This window comes from Mycobacterium sp. NPDC050853 (assembly GCF_040653875.1).
In the GTDB taxonomy this organism is placed as follows: domain Bacteria; phylum Actinomycetota; class Actinomycetes; order Mycobacteriales; family Mycobacteriaceae; genus Mycobacterium.
In genome coordinates this window covers 126,109-142,305 of the sequence record NZ_JBFAGW010000002.1, presented here as the reverse complement: position 1 = coordinate 142,305, position 16,197 = coordinate 126,109, and the positions used below count along the sequence as shown (strand labels likewise).

The following is a 16,197-nucleotide window of genomic DNA, read 5'->3' as shown; positions in this document are numbered from 1 at the left end:
GGGGTCTGTGCTTGTGAAATGTGGTCTCGGGTTGACGCTGGTGTTGGCGTGTGGCGTGGTCGGCGGGTGCCTCAAACCGCCGGATCAGCCCCAGCCGGTTGAAGTCCAGTCTTCCACCAGCACAACGACATCGAAACCGACGGTATCTCTCACCCCGGCGCAAGCGCCGCCGACCGCCAAGCCCGCGTTCGGGTTCACCCCGACGCTGGAGGCGGTGAGCGGTAAACAGGGGCGAGTGACCTACAAGGTCCAGCTGCCGCAGGTGACCGGGGATAAGGCCGCCGCTCGGGACAGATTCAACGAAGGCATGCGTGCGGCACTTCAGGATGTGGTGCGCGACTTGGATGATCCGAAGCTCACGAAACCGGCGACGATAGGCGACGGGCAGCTGGCGGTACGCGAATCGAGCCGGGTCTCCTTCATCGGCCCGCATGTGGTGGCGGGCCTGGCGGTATTTCTCTGGGATGGCGGCGGTGCACACCCCAACCAGTCGGCGGCGACGATCACCATCAACACCGATACGGCCCAGCCGGTGATGTTCGATCAGGTTTTCCTCGATCAGGAGGCGGCCCGAGTGCAGTTGCGGAAACTGGCCCTGGAGCTTGGTCCGCCCGATCGCATCAAGGCCGCCGGGGACATGAAGTCCGAGCAATTCCTGCATTGGCTGCCGGCACCTAAGGGGCTGACCTTCTATGTCTCCGTTCCGCATGTTGCCGGGGACTACATACCGGTTACCGTGCCCTGGGAGCGGATTCGCGATCTGGTGGCCCCGGAGATGCAGAAGGTGCTCAGCCAGTAGGGAAGCGGCGGGCGAAATCGGGTGCATGCTCGGGCAGCGGCCCGATCGCCACACCGTATGCCGGAATCGCTTGCAACCATGGGTATTTGGTGGCAATCGACAACACCGAAGCGATCCTGGTGCTTGGGGTGACCGTGGTCGCAGAGTCGACCGCCGAGAACACCCGCCGGTGTACGGCGCGTTGCACACGCTGGATGAGGGCGGTCGGCCCCCACCGGCGCAGCTGCACCTTGCGAAGGTCGGCGGTGGTGAGTGTTCCCTCGCGCAGCGGCTCGGCGAGGATGCGGGCGGTGGCCACCGCGTCGGCGATCGCGAGGTTGATACCGACGCCACCGACCGGGGACATGGCGTGTGCGGCGTCACCGATGAAAAGCAGGCCCTCTCGGTACCATTTACGGAGCCGATTCAGCTGCACATCAAGCAATTTCACGTCATCCCAGCTGGTAATGGCATCGGTGCGATCGGCCAGCCAGGGCACCATCTCGGCGATTCGGTCACGCAGCACCTGCACATCGCCGCTGCGCATCTGCGAGTCGGTGCCCTTGCCGATGAGATAGCCGCACTGGAAGTAGTCGCCGCGATCGAGCATCACCATGAATCGGTTGGCGCCGACCCGTGCGCGCGGCCCCTGCGGGTCATCGGGATGCTTGGGGAGGCGGAACCACCAGACGTCAATCGGAACGCCGAATGACCGAGGTCGCATTCCTGCCGCTGCGCGCAGCACCGAGCCGCGGCCATCGCAGGCAACGGTGAGATCCGCCCTGATCTTGCCGGTTTCTCCTGCAGCGGTGCGATATTCGACTCCGGTGATGAGGTCACCGGATCGCAGGAGCCCGGTGACCTCAGTGCTGCGCAGCAGCCGGAAGGTGGGCTCGGTCTCTGCGGCGCTGGCCAGCATTTCCAGGAAGTCCCACTGAGGTGCCATCGCCATGTGCTTATGCGGTCCGGGAAGCCGATTGAGATCGCCCAGCCGGAACGTCTGCTCACCGAGGTCCACCGTTACCTGCTGAACGAGGTTGTGCGGCATGGCTGCGAATTGCGGGCCGAGCCCCAACTCGTCGAGCAGGTTCAGGGTGCTGGCGTGCACGGTGTCTCCACGGAAGTCCCGCAGGAAATCGGGGTGTTTCTCGAGAACAGTGACGTTGACACCGGCACGTGCGAGCAGTAGCGCCAACATCATTCCGGCGGGTCCTCCTCCGGAGATCGCACAGGTGGTGCTCTGCGGCTGATCAGGTTTCGTCACGAGTTCTCCTCCATGCCGCGATCAGGATCCCGGCCAATGCGAACACGGGTATCAACGAGATCATCCAACTCAACCCCAGCGGCGGTCCCGGCTGGGGTAGCACCTCCAAGTTGAGGGTGCCCTTCCCGGGCCCGCGCGGACCGGTGATATCGAAGACGAACTGGTGCTGCCCTTCTTCTTGCAGGGCCCGGATATCCAAGCCCCAAACCTCGCGTTTGCGCGGGTGGCGGGCCAACGGTTCGGTGCGTGGCTGCCGCCCGTCGGGGGTCACAACGGTGAGCGTGCCCGACTTGCCGGTGATCCCATCGGCGGGGATGAAGCTGAAGTCCAGCGATTGCATGGCGCGCAGCGGCCAGGTCGAGAACCCGACGGTCAGCTGGTATGGGCCCGCGTTCACCTGTTCGGTGTGCACCACGTTGACGGGTGCGTAGGCATTCGCGGGGGCGCTGATCCCGAGGGACAGGCCGACGATGGCGAAGAGCGCCAGCAGCATTCGGGTGTATCTCATGCGACGGCCTCTACCGGGTCGGCGTCGTTCCCGGGTACCCGCAACATCAGTGCAATGCGTTGGGCCAGGAATCCGGCCAGCGCGCCCAACACCAGTCCGGCCAGGCCCACGGTGACGTAGCTGCTCGCGGATTCGGTCCCGTCGGGGTACAGCATCGCCCCCTGCGCCAGATAGCCCATGCCCGCAACCGAGCCCACAATGGCGCCGACGATCGTCATAGGCCGCCGTCGCCACGGATGATCCTTGACGAGGTACAGCAGTCCCGCGGCAAGCGCGGCGAAGATCCCGAGGAACATCGGCATCATTCCCGGTATTGTGGGTGGGCCGCCCCACAGGTCGTCCCGCAGGGGCAACCCCACCGCTGCGGCGTATTCGCGTGCGGCCCATGGCGAGAACCACCAGAAGATTGCCTGGAGCGCGCCCATGATCGCCGCCACGCCGAACGGAGCCAGTGGCGACCGCAATACGCCCGCAACGATCAGCAGGACGAGCGGAACGATGAACGCGGACCCCAGTGAGAGCGGGTTGAACTCGAATTTGAAGACGTACAGTGCGGTGAACGGAACGGCCGTCGTCGCCGCCACCAGGGACGACTGTGCCATCAAACCGACCGTGCCCCAGCGGAATCGGCGTGCCGCGGCGAAGGTGACGATGCTGCCGAGGTCGGCGACGGTCCCCGATACGAACAACGCGAAATGTGGTGGCGAGGCCAGGATGGCATCGAACCCGTACACCGTGTGCCACCACAGATCCAGTAGTCCGTACATGAGAAACGCTGCGGCGCCACAGCCGGAGATCAGGAAGCCCAGGGGCGCGGTAAACCTGCCGCCGAACACGCGGATCGGAACTCCACCCACCCAGCGCGGTATGTTTTCGCCCGCACGCTGTGCGGCCGTGCTCATCAAAACCATGATGAGGCTGGTGATCCCACCGATCGCGCTGCCCGAGTACAGGAACAGATGTGGCAGCGTGAAGAACGTGTCGGGTCCCACGTCGCTGTGCCATTGCACGTCCCAGGTGGTGCCAATCGCACCCACCACGCTTCCCAGCAGGACCCCGTACGCCCCCAGCGGTGCGTACTTCTCGACGGTGGCGCGGGTGATTCGTGTCGTCTGTTCTGTACCGGTGCTCATCTCAACCTCCACTTACCCATAGTGGCATCGTCGCGCGTTCGTCTGGGTCTCCCGACGGCGGCGTGACGGTCACGACTATCTCCCAGGGCCCGGCCATCGACAGCATCACCTGGTCGAACTTCGTGCGTCCGGATATGATCTCCCGCTGCGGCGGCATTGCGTGGCCCATCAACGGCATGACCAATTCGACTGTCACCGATTCAGATTCGGGGAGACCCGGATCCTCCCGGTCGGCGATGGCGATTTCCAGCGCGGTCATCCCGACGCGGGGATTGTCTACGGTCACCGTGATGGTGTAGTGCTCGGTACCGGAGTGCAGGGTGATGGCCTTGGGCGGGCTGGGCCAGGCAATCCATGCCAACGCCAATACCGCGGCAACGATCACCCCGAGCCCCACCCACACGCGACGTGTCATGAGATGTCCAGTCGTACCGGGATCGTCAGCACCCGATAGTCACGCTGGGACTGGATCCAGACGAGATACCGACCCGGCCGAGGGAAGGTGAAGGTGAACGGTACATCCGGCCCGAAGGCAGCCACCGTCTCATCGGGCGGGCTATCGCCGTTGAGGGGCGGCGCCCCCACCATCGGAGGTAGAGAAGACGCTGAATCATCTTGTACCGGTTCGCTATTACCCCGATGATTGGTGCCGTGCTCCATGCCGGGCATGTCGGCGCCGCCGTGACCGCCCATGGAATGAGCGTGCGCCCACACCGCCGAGTCCAATACCGCGGTCCCGAGATCGTCAGCGGGGGCGTCGCGCGGAATCGGGCCGGCGATCACCAGGTGACCGAGCATGCCCAGCCATGGCTGCAGCACGGGATCGGATCCGACGGTCGCGGTGAGCGTCGTCGGACGTCCCGCACGCAGGCCGGTGGCAGTCACGTGCACATGCAGCCCGTCGATCATGCGCATACCGGGTCCATCGAACGGCGCGGGTGCAGCGGGCTTTTCGCCGCGCGATATGAGCCCACCGGGTAGACGAACCGTCTGCACTCCGCCGCCGCGTCGGGTGAACTCGGCCGAGACCGCGTAGCGGCCTGCCGCCGTTGGCGACAGCGGCACCGAATAGCGGCCCGGCGCAACCCTTATCGGATGCAGATGGGAGAGCTGCCCGTCCGGGGCCACCACCAACAGATGGATCAATGCGCTGTCGTGGATGACCAGATCGTCGGCGGGCAGTCCGGTCGCCGTATCGATGAGTGAGAAGAAGACGTCTGTTGCATGCCCTGAATCCACCACCGGCTGTTCGGCGATGAGCATGGCCGAGGGGCGGGAGTAGTCGGTAACCGCGGGACGGTCGATCCGGTAGGGGTTGGCGGCGTTGTCGACGGTGGGGTCTCGTTGCAGCCCCGGTTCGGGCGGTGGCGGTGCCGACGTGGAGAGCACGGCGCCGGTAATCGCGACCGCGAGGGCCGTCACCGTGGCGGTCACCGGCAGCGCGATCCATACCCCGCGACGTACCCGCGTGGCCACGACGAGGGAAACCACCAACAGCAGTCCAGTGGTGGCCAGGCCCACATAGGCCACCCGCTCGGGTGGTGACATCGCCTGACCCACGAGGACCAACGGGATCCGAGCGGTGTGTACACCGTCGCTGATGGTGAGGTCGGTCGGCCCGGTGCGGTCGACGTCGAGGGTTGCACCGTACGGGCCGGGTTTTTCACCGAGGATCACCATCGCGGTCGACGTGGGAACGCCCGAAGCGGGTTGATATTCGTCGGTACTGGCGCCGGTGGGCACGAGCTGCAGCCGGAGCGGGCCGGCCGCGGTGCCCTGGTGAGTGATGACATCGACACGCAGCGGGCCGGGAATGCTGGTGACACGGCGCGCCACCACGGTGAGCTCGCGCTGGCCGAGACTCTGGGCGACCTGTACATCGGCACCTGCGTTCGCCGAGTCAGCCGCGGCCGTGGGTGTTGTGCTGAACAATGCGAGGAGTGCCAGTACCAGCGGTAGGCATATCTCGCGCAAGCGGCTCATCGTGATCCAGTCTGCCCTGCCCTGGCGAGCGCCCGTTGTGGTCCGCCTAAACTGGCGGCGTGTACAGCGACAGCGTGATCGGCCTACTGGGTTGGTGGGACGGCGTGGAGCTGTGGCTCAGCGGACGCGGGTTCATCTTGCAAACGATCATCGTGATGCCGGTGGTTCTGACTTTGGCGTATGCGATGGCGATGGCCGGTGACAAGATCTTGTTTCTCCTAATCGGCGCGGTGAACCACCTCGGTTGGTTTGACCCGGCGCGCCGTCGTGCCATCGAGACCTCCGTCGCCCCGGTGGACCCGTCATGAGTGGTATGCCCCAGTCGCGTGTGACGTTGGCGCTGATTGCGCTGGCGGTTTTGGTGATAGTCGCCTGGCTGTTGAGCCGCTAGCGCCTGCCGGTTGATCCATTAGTGCTCCTACCTGCTCGTTCATCCGTTAAGACGGCATCAAGAAGCTCTGCTACGCTTCCGCCCATGCACACCGCTCCCGGTAGCCGCGTGCGCCACATTTTGGCGCTCATCGCGGTCGGCACATGCGCTGTTGCAGACGTTCACTGTTGTCGCTAGACCCATACCCGTCCGCGGTTTGGTGTCGGTAGCGCCTGGTTCGAAGGCCCACTGGCTGTTTCGCTACCTTTCTGTCGTCACGGGATTCAGAGTATTGCCCCAGATAATCGCCATCCCACGAAAGGCATCCCATGTTTGACCCCCTGATCAACGTCGCGAAGACGGTCAGTGCCAGCCGCTGGCGCCGCATTGGAGTTCTTGCTGCAGCCGCAACTGTTCTCTCCGCCTGCGGTGGGGGAGCAAGCGATGTCGCCGGTGGCGAGTCGCACTCGAATGCGGACACCACCTTGACCCTGGTCGCCTACGCCGTTCCGGAGCCGGGCTGGAAGAAGATCATTCCGGCCTTCGCGAACACCGCCGAAGGCAAGGGTGTCGGGGTGACCACCTCATATGGGGCGTCCGGGGATCAGTCCCGCGCCGTGGTCGACGGCAAGCCCGCCGATATCGTGAACTTCTCGGTCGAGCCCGATGTGAGCCGTCTGGTGAAGGCGGGCAAGGTTTCCGAGGACTGGAACGCAGACGCCACCAAGGGTGTGCCGTTCGGTTCGGTGGTCTCGCTCGTCGTGCGCAAGGGCAACCCGAAGAACATCAAGGACTGGGATGACCTGCTCCAGCCCGGAATCACGGTAATCACCCCCAGCCCGTTGAGCTCGGGTTCGGCCAAGTGGAACCTCCTGGCGCCCTACGCGGCCAAGAGCAACGGCGGCCGCGATGACCAGGCGGGTATCGACTACGTCAGCAAGCTCGTTGGCGAGCACATCAAGCAGCGCCCCGGTTCCGGGCGCGAGGCCACTGACGTGTTCCTGCAGGGCAGCGGTGACGTGCTGATCAGCTATGAGAACGAGGCGATCAACGTCGAACGCCAGGGTAAGGACGTCGAGCACGTCAATCCGCCCCAGACGTTCAAGATCGAGAACCCGGTTGCCGTCGTCAAGGACAGCGCGCACCTCGACAAGGTGAACGCCCTGAAGAACTTCCTGTACACCCCGGAGGCGCAGAAGATCTGGGCGGAGGCAGGTTTCCGTCCTGTCGATCCGGCCGTTACGGCAGAATTCGCCAAGGACTTCCCGACGCCGGAGAAGCTGTGGACCATCGCCGAACTGGGCGGCTGGAAGACCGTTGACCCTGCACTGTTTGATAAGGAAAACGGCAGCATCACCAAGATCTACAAGAAGGCCACCGGATGACAGCGTCCACCGAACAGTCGACGGAACCGGCTTCCGAGCCGAAACCGTCTGCCCGGCCCGACCGTGAGGTCGGTGCCGGGCAGACGGGGGGGCTGTTGAGGCGCCGGTACGGCAGTACCTCGCTGCGGGTCGGTGCGGCATCGATTTGGCTCAGCATCATCGTGCTGCTGCCACTGGCCGCAATCATCTGGCAGTCGGCCGGCGGTGGATGGACCGCGTTCTGGAACGCCGTCACCTCTAACGCCGCGGTGAGCTCGTTCCGGGTCACCCTGGGGGTCTCGTTCGCGGTGGCCGTAATCAACCTGTTTTTCGGGCTGCTGGTGGCCTGGGTGCTGACGCGTGATGACTTCCCCGGAAAGCGGTTGGTTGACGCCGTCATCGACCTGCCGTTCGCGTTGCCGACGATCGTGGCGAGTCTGGTGATGCTCGCGCTGTACGGCCCGGGCAGCCCGGTGGGCATCCACATCCAGCACACCAGTTGGGGTATCGGGATTGCGCTGCTGTTCGTCACCTTGCCGTTCGTGGTGCGATCCGTGCAGCCGGTCCTACTGGAACTCGACCAGTCTGTCGAGGAGGCCGCCGCCTCCCTGGGGGCCGACAACTGGACGATCTTCCGGGCGGTGATCCTTCCGGCGCTGCTCCCGTCATTGTTATCTGGTGCGGGACTCGCCTTTTCACGTGCGATCGGCGAATACGGTTCGGTGGTGCTGATCGGTGGCGCCGTGCCCGGTGAGACGGAAGTGTCCTCGCAGTGGATCAGGACGCTGATCGAAAACGACGACCGAACCGGTGCCGCAGCGATCTCGATTGTGCTGCTGCTTATTTCGTTCGTTGTGCTGTTCATCCTGCGCACCATCGGGTCGCGTGCGGCCAAGCGAGAGGAGCTGGCGCAGTGACGCCGTCACCGCTCGTCAAGTATCTGGCCCGGTACGCGGCGCTGTTGTATGTCGGCATCCTGGTGATCGTCCCCGTGGGGCTCATCCTGTGGCGCGCGTTCGAGCCAGGGGTTGGGGCGTTCTTCGACTCGATCGCCACCCCGGCCGCAGTGTCGGCCCTGCAGCTGTCGCTGCTGATCGTCGCGATCGTGGTGCCGCTCAACGTTATCTTTGGCATTCCCACGGCCTTGGTTCTGGCGCGGAACAAGTTCCGCGGTAAAGCGGTGCTGCAGGCGATCATCGACCTCCCGTTCGCGGTCTCGCCCGTGGTAGTGGGCGTCGCGCTGATCCTGCTGTGGGGGTCGGCGGGCGTGTTCGGATTCGTTGAGAACGATTTCGGTCTCAAGATCATCTTCGGGTTCCCGGGCATCGTGCTCGCCAGCATCTTCGTCACGATTCCGTTCGTGATCCGTGAGGTCGAGCCGGTGCTACATGAACTCGGCACGGAGCAAGAAGAGGCGGCCGCGACGCTGGGAGCCACTGCCTGGCAGACGTTCTGGCGTATCACGTTGCCGTCGATCCGGTGGGGTTTGACCTACGGCATCGTGCTGACCGTCGCGCGCACGCTGGGTGAGTACGGCGCGGTGATCATGGTCTCGTCGAATCTGCCCGGGACATCGCAGACTCTGACTCTGCTGGTGTCCGATCGCCATCAGCGCGGCGCCGAGTACGGCGCCTATGCCGTTTCAGCGTTGCTGATGGCTGTTGCGGTGATCGTCCTGGTCGTCCAGGTGGTCATCGATGCGCGACGAGCAAAAGCCAATAGCGAATGAGCAAGGAGCCGAAAGAATGACTGACGCGATTACCGTTCGCGGCGCGAACAAGCATTACGGCGACTTCGCCGCGCTGGACAATATCGACTTCGAAGTGCCGTCGGGCTCGCTGACCGCGCTACTTGGGCCCAGTGGCTCGGGCAAGTCGACCCTGCTGCGGGCTATTGCCGGGCTGGACCAGCCCGATACCGGCACGATCACCATCAATGGGCGTGATGTCACCGGTGTTCCGCCACAGCGGCGCGGCATCGGGTTCGTGTTCCAGCATTACGCCGCTTTCAAGCACCTGACGGTGCGCGAGAATGTCGGATTCGGCCTCAAGATCCGTAAGAAGCCAAAGGCCGAGATCAAAGAGAAGGTCGACAATCTGCTGGAAGTGGTGGGGCTGAGCGGTTTTCACGCCCGCTATCCCAACCAGTTATCCGGTGGACAACGTCAGCGCATGGCGCTGGCCCGGGCGCTCGCCGTCGACCCCGAGGTGCTGCTCCTGGACGAGCCGTTCGGTGCGCTCGATGCCAAGGTGCGTGAGGATCTGCGGGCCTGGCTGCGTCGACTGCACGAGGAGGTGCATGTCACGACGGTGCTGGTGACCCACGACCAAGCCGAGGCTCTGGACGTCGCCGACCGGATCGCGGTGCTCAACAAGGGCCGCATCGAGCAGGTAGGTTCTCCCGACGACCTGTATGACCGCCCGGCGAACAGCTTCGTGATGTCGTTCCTGGGTCCGGTGGCCAAACTGAACGGAATTCTGGTACGCCCGCACGATATTCGGGTGGGCCGCAACGCCGATCTCTCTCGCGCTGCCGCGGAGGGCACCGGAGAGACCACCGGGGTTACCAAGGCGACGGTAGGACGGGTCGTGCATCTCGGTTTCGAGGTGCGTGTGGAGTTGACCAGTGCCGCCACCGGGGAGCAGTTCACCGCGCAGATCACGCGGGGTGATGCTGAAGCGCTCGGGCTGCACGAAGGTGACCACGTGTATGTGCGGGTCACGCGCGTTCCCGACTTGGGAGACCTGGCCGAGGTCGCGTCCTAGGGCCGAGCAGCGTTTCCGAAAGACACCTGCAGGTGCCCGGCTACGAGCGACAAAACCCGCTCTGTCGGTGGTGCGTGCCATGGTGCGGTCATGACGGCGAAGATTCGGGTACGTGGAATTGAGCTGCGGTATCTGCTGACGTTGTACGTACACCGGTTCGGTGCGACGACAGTGTCGGAACTTGTGGACATGTTGGATCACAAGGGGTTCGATACCGGCGGGCGTGCCTCGAAGGCGATATCCGACGCGCTGCGCTGGGAGGTACGCCGAGGCCGGGTGATCCACCACGACTGGGGGAGCTATGGCCCTGGCGGAATTCCACGCGGTACCGAACACCGCATGCTTCTGCGGGAGAAGGCGCTGTTGTCGCTCGTAGCCGGGCACAAGGGGAGTGTTTCTGTTCGGGGACAGATAAAGAAATGGCCCCCGGTGTTATCCGGAGGCCATTCGTTACCTGAGGTTTAGTGCTCGTCGTAGTGATCGCCGTGCGCTGCGTGGCGATGCCCGTCGTGGATGTAGTCCACGTGGTCGTCGTGGGTGACTGCCTCGTGACCGCAATCAGGGCCGTGAACATGATCAGGATGCGCGTGGGTTTCGTGCTCGGTGCTCGTCATGTGGACGAGACTATCGCATACATGCGCATGTAACAATGTGTTGAACAGAAGTGCCGGACGGCAAGGTATTTGATCCGGGCGGCAGGGTGCTGATTAGCGGGGCAACGGGGTGCGGCGGTCCAGCGCCGCCACTGTCGACACGTACCGTTCCACCACAACCTCGGCAACCAGTCGGTCCGCACCGAGCGGGGCCGCCACGCGGATGCCGGATTCAGCGGCCACGGCGCGCACCTGGTCCAGCAGCAGGCCGGGGGACAGGAACCACGGTGCAACAACGATTTCCGTGGCGCCGCGAGACCTCAGCGCGTCTGCTGCGTCGGCGAGGGTGATCGACTCACCCGTCGCGAAGACCGTGGTTGACCTCGTCCACTGCGCGGCCAGAGTCCGGGTGCGGGCATTGGCGGTGACGTCCGACGATCCCACCGCAGTAAGGATGACACCCGGATTGTCGACGCCGAGCTCGGCGATGCGACGTCGGGCCAGCCGCAGCAGCCGTTCATCGGCTCCGAGCACCGGGGCCTGCACCACCCGCAGCCCGATGGGCGCATGGTCGGACAACAGCGTCGGCAGGTCGATACGTGCGTGGTAGGCGTCGGACAGCAGTAGCGGCACCACAACGGCGTCACCGCTCAGGTCACCCAGCACATCAACGAGATTCGGCTCGGACAGCTCCAGGAACGCCAGCAGAACATCCAGGTCCGGCCGTAGCGTCCGTACCTGCGCTATCAAGCGGTGCGCATTCTCCGCGAACCGCGGGTCACGGCTCCCGTGCGCGACGGCGACAAGCGTTGGTTTACGCACGATTCAGTTCGACGGCGCGCAGGGCATCGCCGACCAGCCCTGCCGCCAACGTGTTACCGCTCGACGGATCGATCAGCAGGAAGCTCCCCGCCATCCGGTCGTCGACATACTCGTCGACACTGATCGCCTCGGCGAGGCGGATGCTTATCTGACCGATATCGTTGAGTTCCAATGACTCCGGCTGGGGATCGGCCGACAGGTTCTGCTCGTCGAATCGTTCCACCAGCTCCCCGATGATCGCGGGAACGGTGCGGGTTCCATGCTTGAGCAGCAGGCGCGCGCCAGCCTTCAATGGCTTATCGGCCAGCCAGCACACCGTGCCGTCAATCTCTGAAACCGGATCTGGCACATCGGGTGATGCGATCAGATCGCCACGCGACGCATCCACGTCATCGGCCAGGATCAGCGTCACGCTGCGGCCCGCCTCGGCGACCTCAAGTGGCCCATCGGCGGTGTCGATGCCCGCCACCGTGGTGCGCTGCCCGGCGGGAGAGATGACCACCTCGTCGCCCACCCGCACGACACCGGCGGCCACCTGCCCGGCGTAGCCGCGGTAGTCGGGGTACTCGGCGGTACGCGGCCGAATCACATACTGGACCGGGAAACGCAGACCCACGGTGCTCGACTCCTGGTGCGCCGGAATCGATTCCAGATGCTCGATGAGGGTCGGCCCACTGTAGAAACCTGTCCGCTCGCTGCGGGTTGCGATGTTGTCGCCGTGCAATGCCGATACGGGGATCTCCACGACGCTCTCCGGCTTCCAACCCAACGAGCTGGTCAGCTCGTGGAATTCGGCGCTGATCGCCTCGAAGATACGTGCGCTATCGGCAACCAGGTCGATCTTGTTGACCGCCAACACCAGCCGTGGCACACCCAGCAGTGCCAGCACCGCCGCGTGGCGACGGGTCTGCTCGATGACGCCCTTGCGTGCGTCAACGAGAAGGATCACCAACTGTGCGGTCGAAGCCCCCGATACCGTGTTCCGGGTGTACTGCACGTGCCCGGGGGTGTCGGCGAGGATGAACGAGCGCTTCGGGGTGGCGAAATACCGATACGCCACGTCGATGGTGATGCCCTGTTCGCGTTCGGCGCGCAGACCATCGACAAGCAGTGATAGGTCGGGGGCGTCGAGCCCACGTGACTTCGAAGCCTTTGCGACGGCATCGAACTGATCGATGAGCACCGATTTGGTGTCGTACAGCAACCGGCCCACCAGGGTGGACTTGCCGTCGTCGACACTGCCGGCGGTGGCAATGCGCAGAAGATCAGACATATCAGAAATACCCTTCTCGCTTGCGGTCTTCCATCGCCGCCTCGGACACTCGGTCATCGCCGCGGGTCGCGCCCCGCTCGGTGATCCGCGATGAGGCCACCTCGGCGAGCACTGCGTGGACGTCGGCAGCATCCGAGAGCACGGCACCGGTGGTCGATCCGTCGCCCACAGTGCGGTAGCGCACCGAAAGTGTTTGCAGCTCTTCGCCGTCGCGTGGCCCGCCCCACGGGCCGGGCGTCAGTAGCATGCCGTCACGGTTGAACACCTCGCGCTCATGCGCGTAGTAGAGATCGGCCAGCTGCACATTTTCGCGAGCGATGTAACGCCACACGTCCAGCTCGGTCCAGTTGCTGATCGGGAATACCCGGACGTGCTCGCCCGGTGCGTGCCGGCCGTTGTACAGGCTCCAGAGTTCGGGACGCTGCTTCTTCGGATCCCACTGGCCGAACGCATTGCGCAGGCTGAAGATTCGCTCCTTGGCACGCGAGCGCTCCTCATCGCGACGTCCGCCACCGAGCACGGCGTCGAACTTGTTGTCGGTGATGGCCTCAAGCAGCGGGATGGTCTGCAACGGGTTGCGAATACCGTCGGGCCGCTCGGTCAGTCGGCCGTCGGCCAGGTAGTCCTCAACTTTCGCGACGACCAGGCGCAAGTTGTGGCGTTCGACGATCTCGTCGCGGAAGGCCAGCACCTCGGGGAGGTTGTGTCCGGTGTCGACATGCAGCAGCGCGAAAGGAAGCGGCGCAGGCCAAAAGGCCTTGAGCGCGGTGTGCAACAGCACCGTCGAATCCTTGCCGCCAGAGAACAGCAGCACCGGCCGCTCGAACTCGCCGGCCACCTCGCGGATGATGTGAATCGACTCGGATTCGAGGTCGGTGAGGGTCTCAGTCTGATTCAACACAGATTCCGTTCCGATTTCGGTTGTCGTCATGAGGCGTGCAACCCGCATTCTGTCTTGGCCTGGCCCTGCCAGCGTCCGCTCCGCGCATCGCCGTCGAGAGCGGGCTTGGCTGTGCACGGGGCACAGCCGATCGACGGATACCCCTCGTCCACAAGCGGATTCACCAGCACTCCGTGCTCGTCGATGTACTTCTGCATGTCTTCATCGGTCCAGGCCGCGATCGCGTTGATCTTCACCAGCCCGAACGCCTCGTCGAAACTGATCAGCGGCGCGTTGGCTCGGGTGGGTGCATCGACGCGGCGCAGCCCGGTCACCCAGGCCGAGTATCCGGCGAGGGACTTGCGTAGCGGCACCACCTTGCGCAGTCGGCAGCATTCGGCGGGATCGCTCGCGAACAGGTCCTTGCCCAACAGCTCGTCCTGTTGTGCCACCGTCTGGTCGGGGCCCACATTGACGATGTGGATGTCGTACACCGATTCCACCGCATCGCGCGTGCCGATCGTCTCGGCGAAGTGGTATCCGGTGTCCAGGAACAACACGTCGACACCCGGATGCACCTGCGCGGCAAGGTCAATGAGCACCGCGTCCTGCATGTTGGAGGCGACGACGTATCCGTGGGGGTCGCTGCCAAAGTTCTCTTCGGTCCACCGCAGGAGCTCCTCGGCGGAGGCGCCCTCCAGCTCGGCGGCACCGCGAGCCGCGATGTCACGCAGCTGGTCGGTGTTCTTTTGGCCCTCCAGAACGCTCATCGAAGGTCAGCCTCCTCTGCGCGAACCGCCCACTGCGCGAAGCGCTCTCCGTCGGTGCGCTGCTTGACGAAGTTGCGTACCACCCGGTCGACGTAATCGCCGAGCTCGGTGCTGGTGACCTTGTGCTGGCGTAGCTTGCGGCCGAAACCGCTGTCCAGTCCCAGGCTTCCGCCCAGATGCACCTGGAAACCTTCGACGCTCGCGCCGTCGCCGTCGTCGACCATCTGGCCCTTGAAGCCGATATCGGCGACCTGTGAACGTGCGCACGAGTTCGGGCAGCCATTGATATTGATGGTGACCGGCGTGTCCAGCTGGGCGTTCAGGTCGTCCAGCCGCTGCTCCAGCTCGGGTACCAGATCCTGTGCACGCTTACGGGTTTCGGTGAAGGACAGCTTGCAGAACTCGATACCCGTGCAAGCCATCAGGTTCTTGCGCCAATGCGACGGACGCGAGGGCAGTCCCAGTGCGTCCAGCCCTTCGGTCAGTTCGCCAAGTTTGTCGTCGGGGACATCGAGGATGATCAGCTTCTGGTAGGGCGTGAAGCTCACTCGGTTCGAGCCCGCCTTCTCGGCGAGGTCGGCGACCGCGGAAAGGATGGTTCCCGACACCCGGCCCGCGATCGGGGAGAGACCCACGGCGTTGAGCCCGTTCTTGAGTCGCTGCACACCGACGTGGTCGATCGGATGCGTGGGGGGCACCAGCGCGGGGCCGTCGAGCAAGGGCCGCTTCAGGTACTCGGTTTCGAGAACTTCACGGAACTTCTCCACGCCCCAGTCCTTGACCAGGAATTTCAGCCGCGCCTTGGCCCGCAGTCGCCGGTAACCGTAGTCGCGGAAGATGCCGACGACGCCCTCCCAGACATCGGGAACCTCGTCGAGCGGCACCCACACACCCAAGCGCTGAGCCAGCATCGGGTTGGTGGACAGGCCGCCGCCCACCCACACGTCGAGACCCGGGCCGTGTTCGGGATGGACCACACCGATGAAGGCGACGTCATTGATCTCGTGCACCACATCCTGCAGACCGGAAATCGCCGTCTTGAACTTGCGGGGGAGGTTGGAGTACTCCTTCTTCCCGATGTACCGGCGCACGATTTCGTCGACAGCCGGTGTCGGGTCGAGCACCTCATCGAGCGACTCGCCCGCCAGCGGGGAGCCGAGGATCACGCGGGGGCAGTCGCCGCAGGCCTGAGTCGTGTACAGGCCAACCTCGTCGAGACGCCGCCAGATCTCGGGCATGTCCTCGACGCGGATCCAGTGGTACTGCACGTTCTCCCGGTCGGAGATATCGGCGGTATCGCGGGCGTATTTGGTGGACAGGTCACCGAGGGTACGCAGTGCATCGACCGAGAACGCGCCGCCATCGCAGCGGACCCGCAGCATGAAGTGCTCGTCCTCGAGCATGTCGGTGTTGTCGTCGCCGGTCCACGTGCCGTCGTAGCCGGGCTTGCGCTGGGTGTACAGACCCCACCAGCGGAAGCGGCCGCGCAGGTCGGTCTTGTCGATACTCTCGAATCCCTGCTTGGCGTAGATCGTTTCGATGCGCTCACGCACGTTGAGCGGGTGGTCGTCCTTTTTCACCTGCTCGTTGGAGTTGAGCGGTTCGTGGTATCCAAGCGCCCACTGGCCTTCGCTGCGCTGTTGCTTGGGGCGAGCGGGCCGTGTCTCGCTGGTGGTCATGGTGCTCCTCAAAAA

At 64.5% G+C, this 16,197-nt stretch carries 18 protein-coding genes and 1 pseudogene; 8 read left to right on the top strand and 11 right to left on the bottom strand.

Going from position 1 to position 16,197, the window contains the following annotated elements; all coding sequences use genetic code 11:
- Positions 1-13: 13 nt before the first annotated feature.
- Positions 14-799, top strand: a complete 786-nt coding sequence (locus AB0H22_RS08970; RefSeq protein ID WP_358146372.1) for a hypothetical protein — start codon at positions 14-16, stop codon at positions 797-799.
- On the opposite strand, the gene AB0H22_RS08965 is transcribed toward AB0H22_RS08970, so the two are convergent.
- The 5 genes from AB0H22_RS08965 to AB0H22_RS08945 are packed head-to-tail and all read right to left on the bottom strand — an operon-like array spanning position 789 to position 5,666.
- Positions 789-2,042, bottom strand: a complete 1,254-nt coding sequence (locus AB0H22_RS08965) for an FAD-dependent oxidoreductase (protein WP_358146370.1) — start codon at positions 2,040-2,042, stop codon at positions 789-791. The genes AB0H22_RS08970 and AB0H22_RS08965 overlap by 11 nt on opposite strands.
- Entirely contained in the window at positions 2,029-2,550 is a 522-nt protein-coding gene (locus tag AB0H22_RS08960; protein WP_358146368.1) for a hypothetical protein, read from the bottom strand. Before AB0H22_RS08960 ends, AB0H22_RS08965 begins: the two co-directional genes overlap by 14 nt.
- Positions 2,547-3,683, bottom strand: a complete 1,137-nt coding sequence (locus tag AB0H22_RS08955) for a hypothetical protein (RefSeq protein ID WP_358146366.1) — start codon at positions 3,681-3,683, stop codon at positions 2,547-2,549. Before AB0H22_RS08955 ends, AB0H22_RS08960 begins: the two co-directional genes overlap by 4 nt.
- A 1-nt stretch (position 3,684) precedes the next feature.
- The gene (locus AB0H22_RS08950) at positions 3,685-4,098 is read right to left on the bottom strand and encodes a hypothetical protein (RefSeq protein ID WP_358146364.1); all 414 of its coding nucleotides are present in this window, start codon (positions 4,096-4,098) and stop codon (positions 3,685-3,687) included.
- Complete coding sequence (locus AB0H22_RS08945) at positions 4,095-5,666, bottom strand: hypothetical protein (RefSeq protein ID WP_358146362.1); 1,572 nt, start codon at positions 5,664-5,666, stop codon at positions 4,095-4,097. Before AB0H22_RS08945 ends, AB0H22_RS08950 begins: the two co-directional genes overlap by 4 nt.
- A 59-nt stretch (positions 5,667-5,725) precedes the next feature.
- Here AB0H22_RS08945 and AB0H22_RS08940 point away from each other — a divergent pair, with 59 nt between their 5' ends.
- The 7 genes and pseudogenes from AB0H22_RS08940 to AB0H22_RS08910 all read left to right on the top strand — a co-directional run.
- Positions 5,726-5,974, top strand: coding sequence for a hypothetical protein (locus tag AB0H22_RS08940; RefSeq protein WP_180751791.1), 249 nt, complete (start codon positions 5,726-5,728; stop codon positions 5,972-5,974).
- A gap of 167 nt (positions 5,975-6,141) precedes the next feature.
- Positions 6,142-6,234: an Ms4533A family Cys-rich leader peptide gene (locus tag AB0H22_RS08935; protein WP_358146360.1), complete on the top strand. Its 93-nt coding sequence runs from the start codon at positions 6,142-6,144 to the stop codon at positions 6,232-6,234.
- 131 nt (positions 6,235-6,365) lie between these two features.
- Positions 6,366-7,421, top strand: a complete 1,056-nt coding sequence (locus AB0H22_RS08930; RefSeq protein ID WP_180751792.1) for a sulfate ABC transporter substrate-binding protein — start codon at positions 6,366-6,368, stop codon at positions 7,419-7,421.
- A complete protein-coding gene (gene cysT, locus AB0H22_RS08925) occupies positions 7,418-8,317 on the top strand; it encodes a sulfate ABC transporter permease subunit CysT (protein ID WP_180751793.1) in 900 nt (299 codons plus the stop codon). Before AB0H22_RS08930 ends, cysT begins: the two co-directional genes overlap by 4 nt.
- The gene (cysW, locus tag AB0H22_RS08920) at positions 8,314-9,129 is read left to right on the top strand and encodes a sulfate ABC transporter permease subunit CysW (RefSeq protein ID WP_358146357.1); all 816 of its coding nucleotides are present in this window, start codon (positions 8,314-8,316) and stop codon (positions 9,127-9,129) included. Before cysT ends, cysW begins: the two co-directional genes overlap by 4 nt.
- 16 nt (positions 9,130-9,145) lie before the next feature.
- Complete coding sequence (locus AB0H22_RS08915) at positions 9,146-10,165, top strand: TOBE-like domain-containing protein (protein WP_134063736.1); 1,020 nt, start codon at positions 9,146-9,148, stop codon at positions 10,163-10,165.
- A 90-nt stretch (positions 10,166-10,255) separates the two neighbouring features.
- A pseudogene (locus AB0H22_RS08910) lies at positions 10,256-10,549 on the top strand (hypothetical protein); the annotation flags it as partial.
- 77 nt (positions 10,550-10,626) lie between these two features.
- Here the strand turns inward: AB0H22_RS08910 and AB0H22_RS08905 are convergent.
- From AB0H22_RS08905 to AB0H22_RS08880, 6 genes are all read right to left on the bottom strand, one after another.
- Positions 10,627-10,779 carry a zinc transporter permease gene (locus tag AB0H22_RS08905; RefSeq protein WP_180751796.1) on the bottom strand — a complete coding sequence of 51 codons (153 nt, stop codon included), beginning with the start codon at positions 10,777-10,779 and terminating at the stop codon, positions 10,627-10,629.
- A gap of 93 nt (positions 10,780-10,872) precedes the next feature.
- Positions 10,873-11,580 carry a sirohydrochlorin chelatase gene (locus AB0H22_RS08900; protein WP_358146355.1) on the bottom strand — a complete coding sequence of 236 codons (708 nt, stop codon included), beginning with the start codon at positions 11,578-11,580 and terminating at the stop codon, positions 10,873-10,875.
- Entirely contained in the window at positions 11,573-12,853 is a 1,281-nt protein-coding gene (locus tag AB0H22_RS08895) for a GTP-binding protein (RefSeq protein WP_358146353.1), read from the bottom strand. Before AB0H22_RS08895 ends, AB0H22_RS08900 begins: the two co-directional genes overlap by 8 nt.
- Before the next feature lies 1 nt (position 12,854).
- On the bottom strand, positions 12,855-13,784 hold the full coding sequence (cysD, locus tag AB0H22_RS08890) for a sulfate adenylyltransferase subunit CysD (RefSeq protein ID WP_255486065.1): 930 nt from the start codon (positions 13,782-13,784) through the stop codon (positions 12,855-12,857).
- The gene (locus tag AB0H22_RS08885) at positions 13,781-14,503 is read right to left on the bottom strand and encodes a phosphoadenylyl-sulfate reductase (protein WP_358146350.1); all 723 of its coding nucleotides are present in this window, start codon (positions 14,501-14,503) and stop codon (positions 13,781-13,783) included. Before AB0H22_RS08885 ends, cysD begins: the two co-directional genes overlap by 4 nt.
- Entirely contained in the window at positions 14,500-16,182 is a 1,683-nt protein-coding gene (locus AB0H22_RS08880) for a nitrite/sulfite reductase (protein ID WP_358146348.1), read from the bottom strand. The genes AB0H22_RS08885 and AB0H22_RS08880 overlap by 4 nt, the downstream gene beginning before the upstream one ends.
- Between the last annotated feature and the right edge of the window lie 15 nt (positions 16,183-16,197).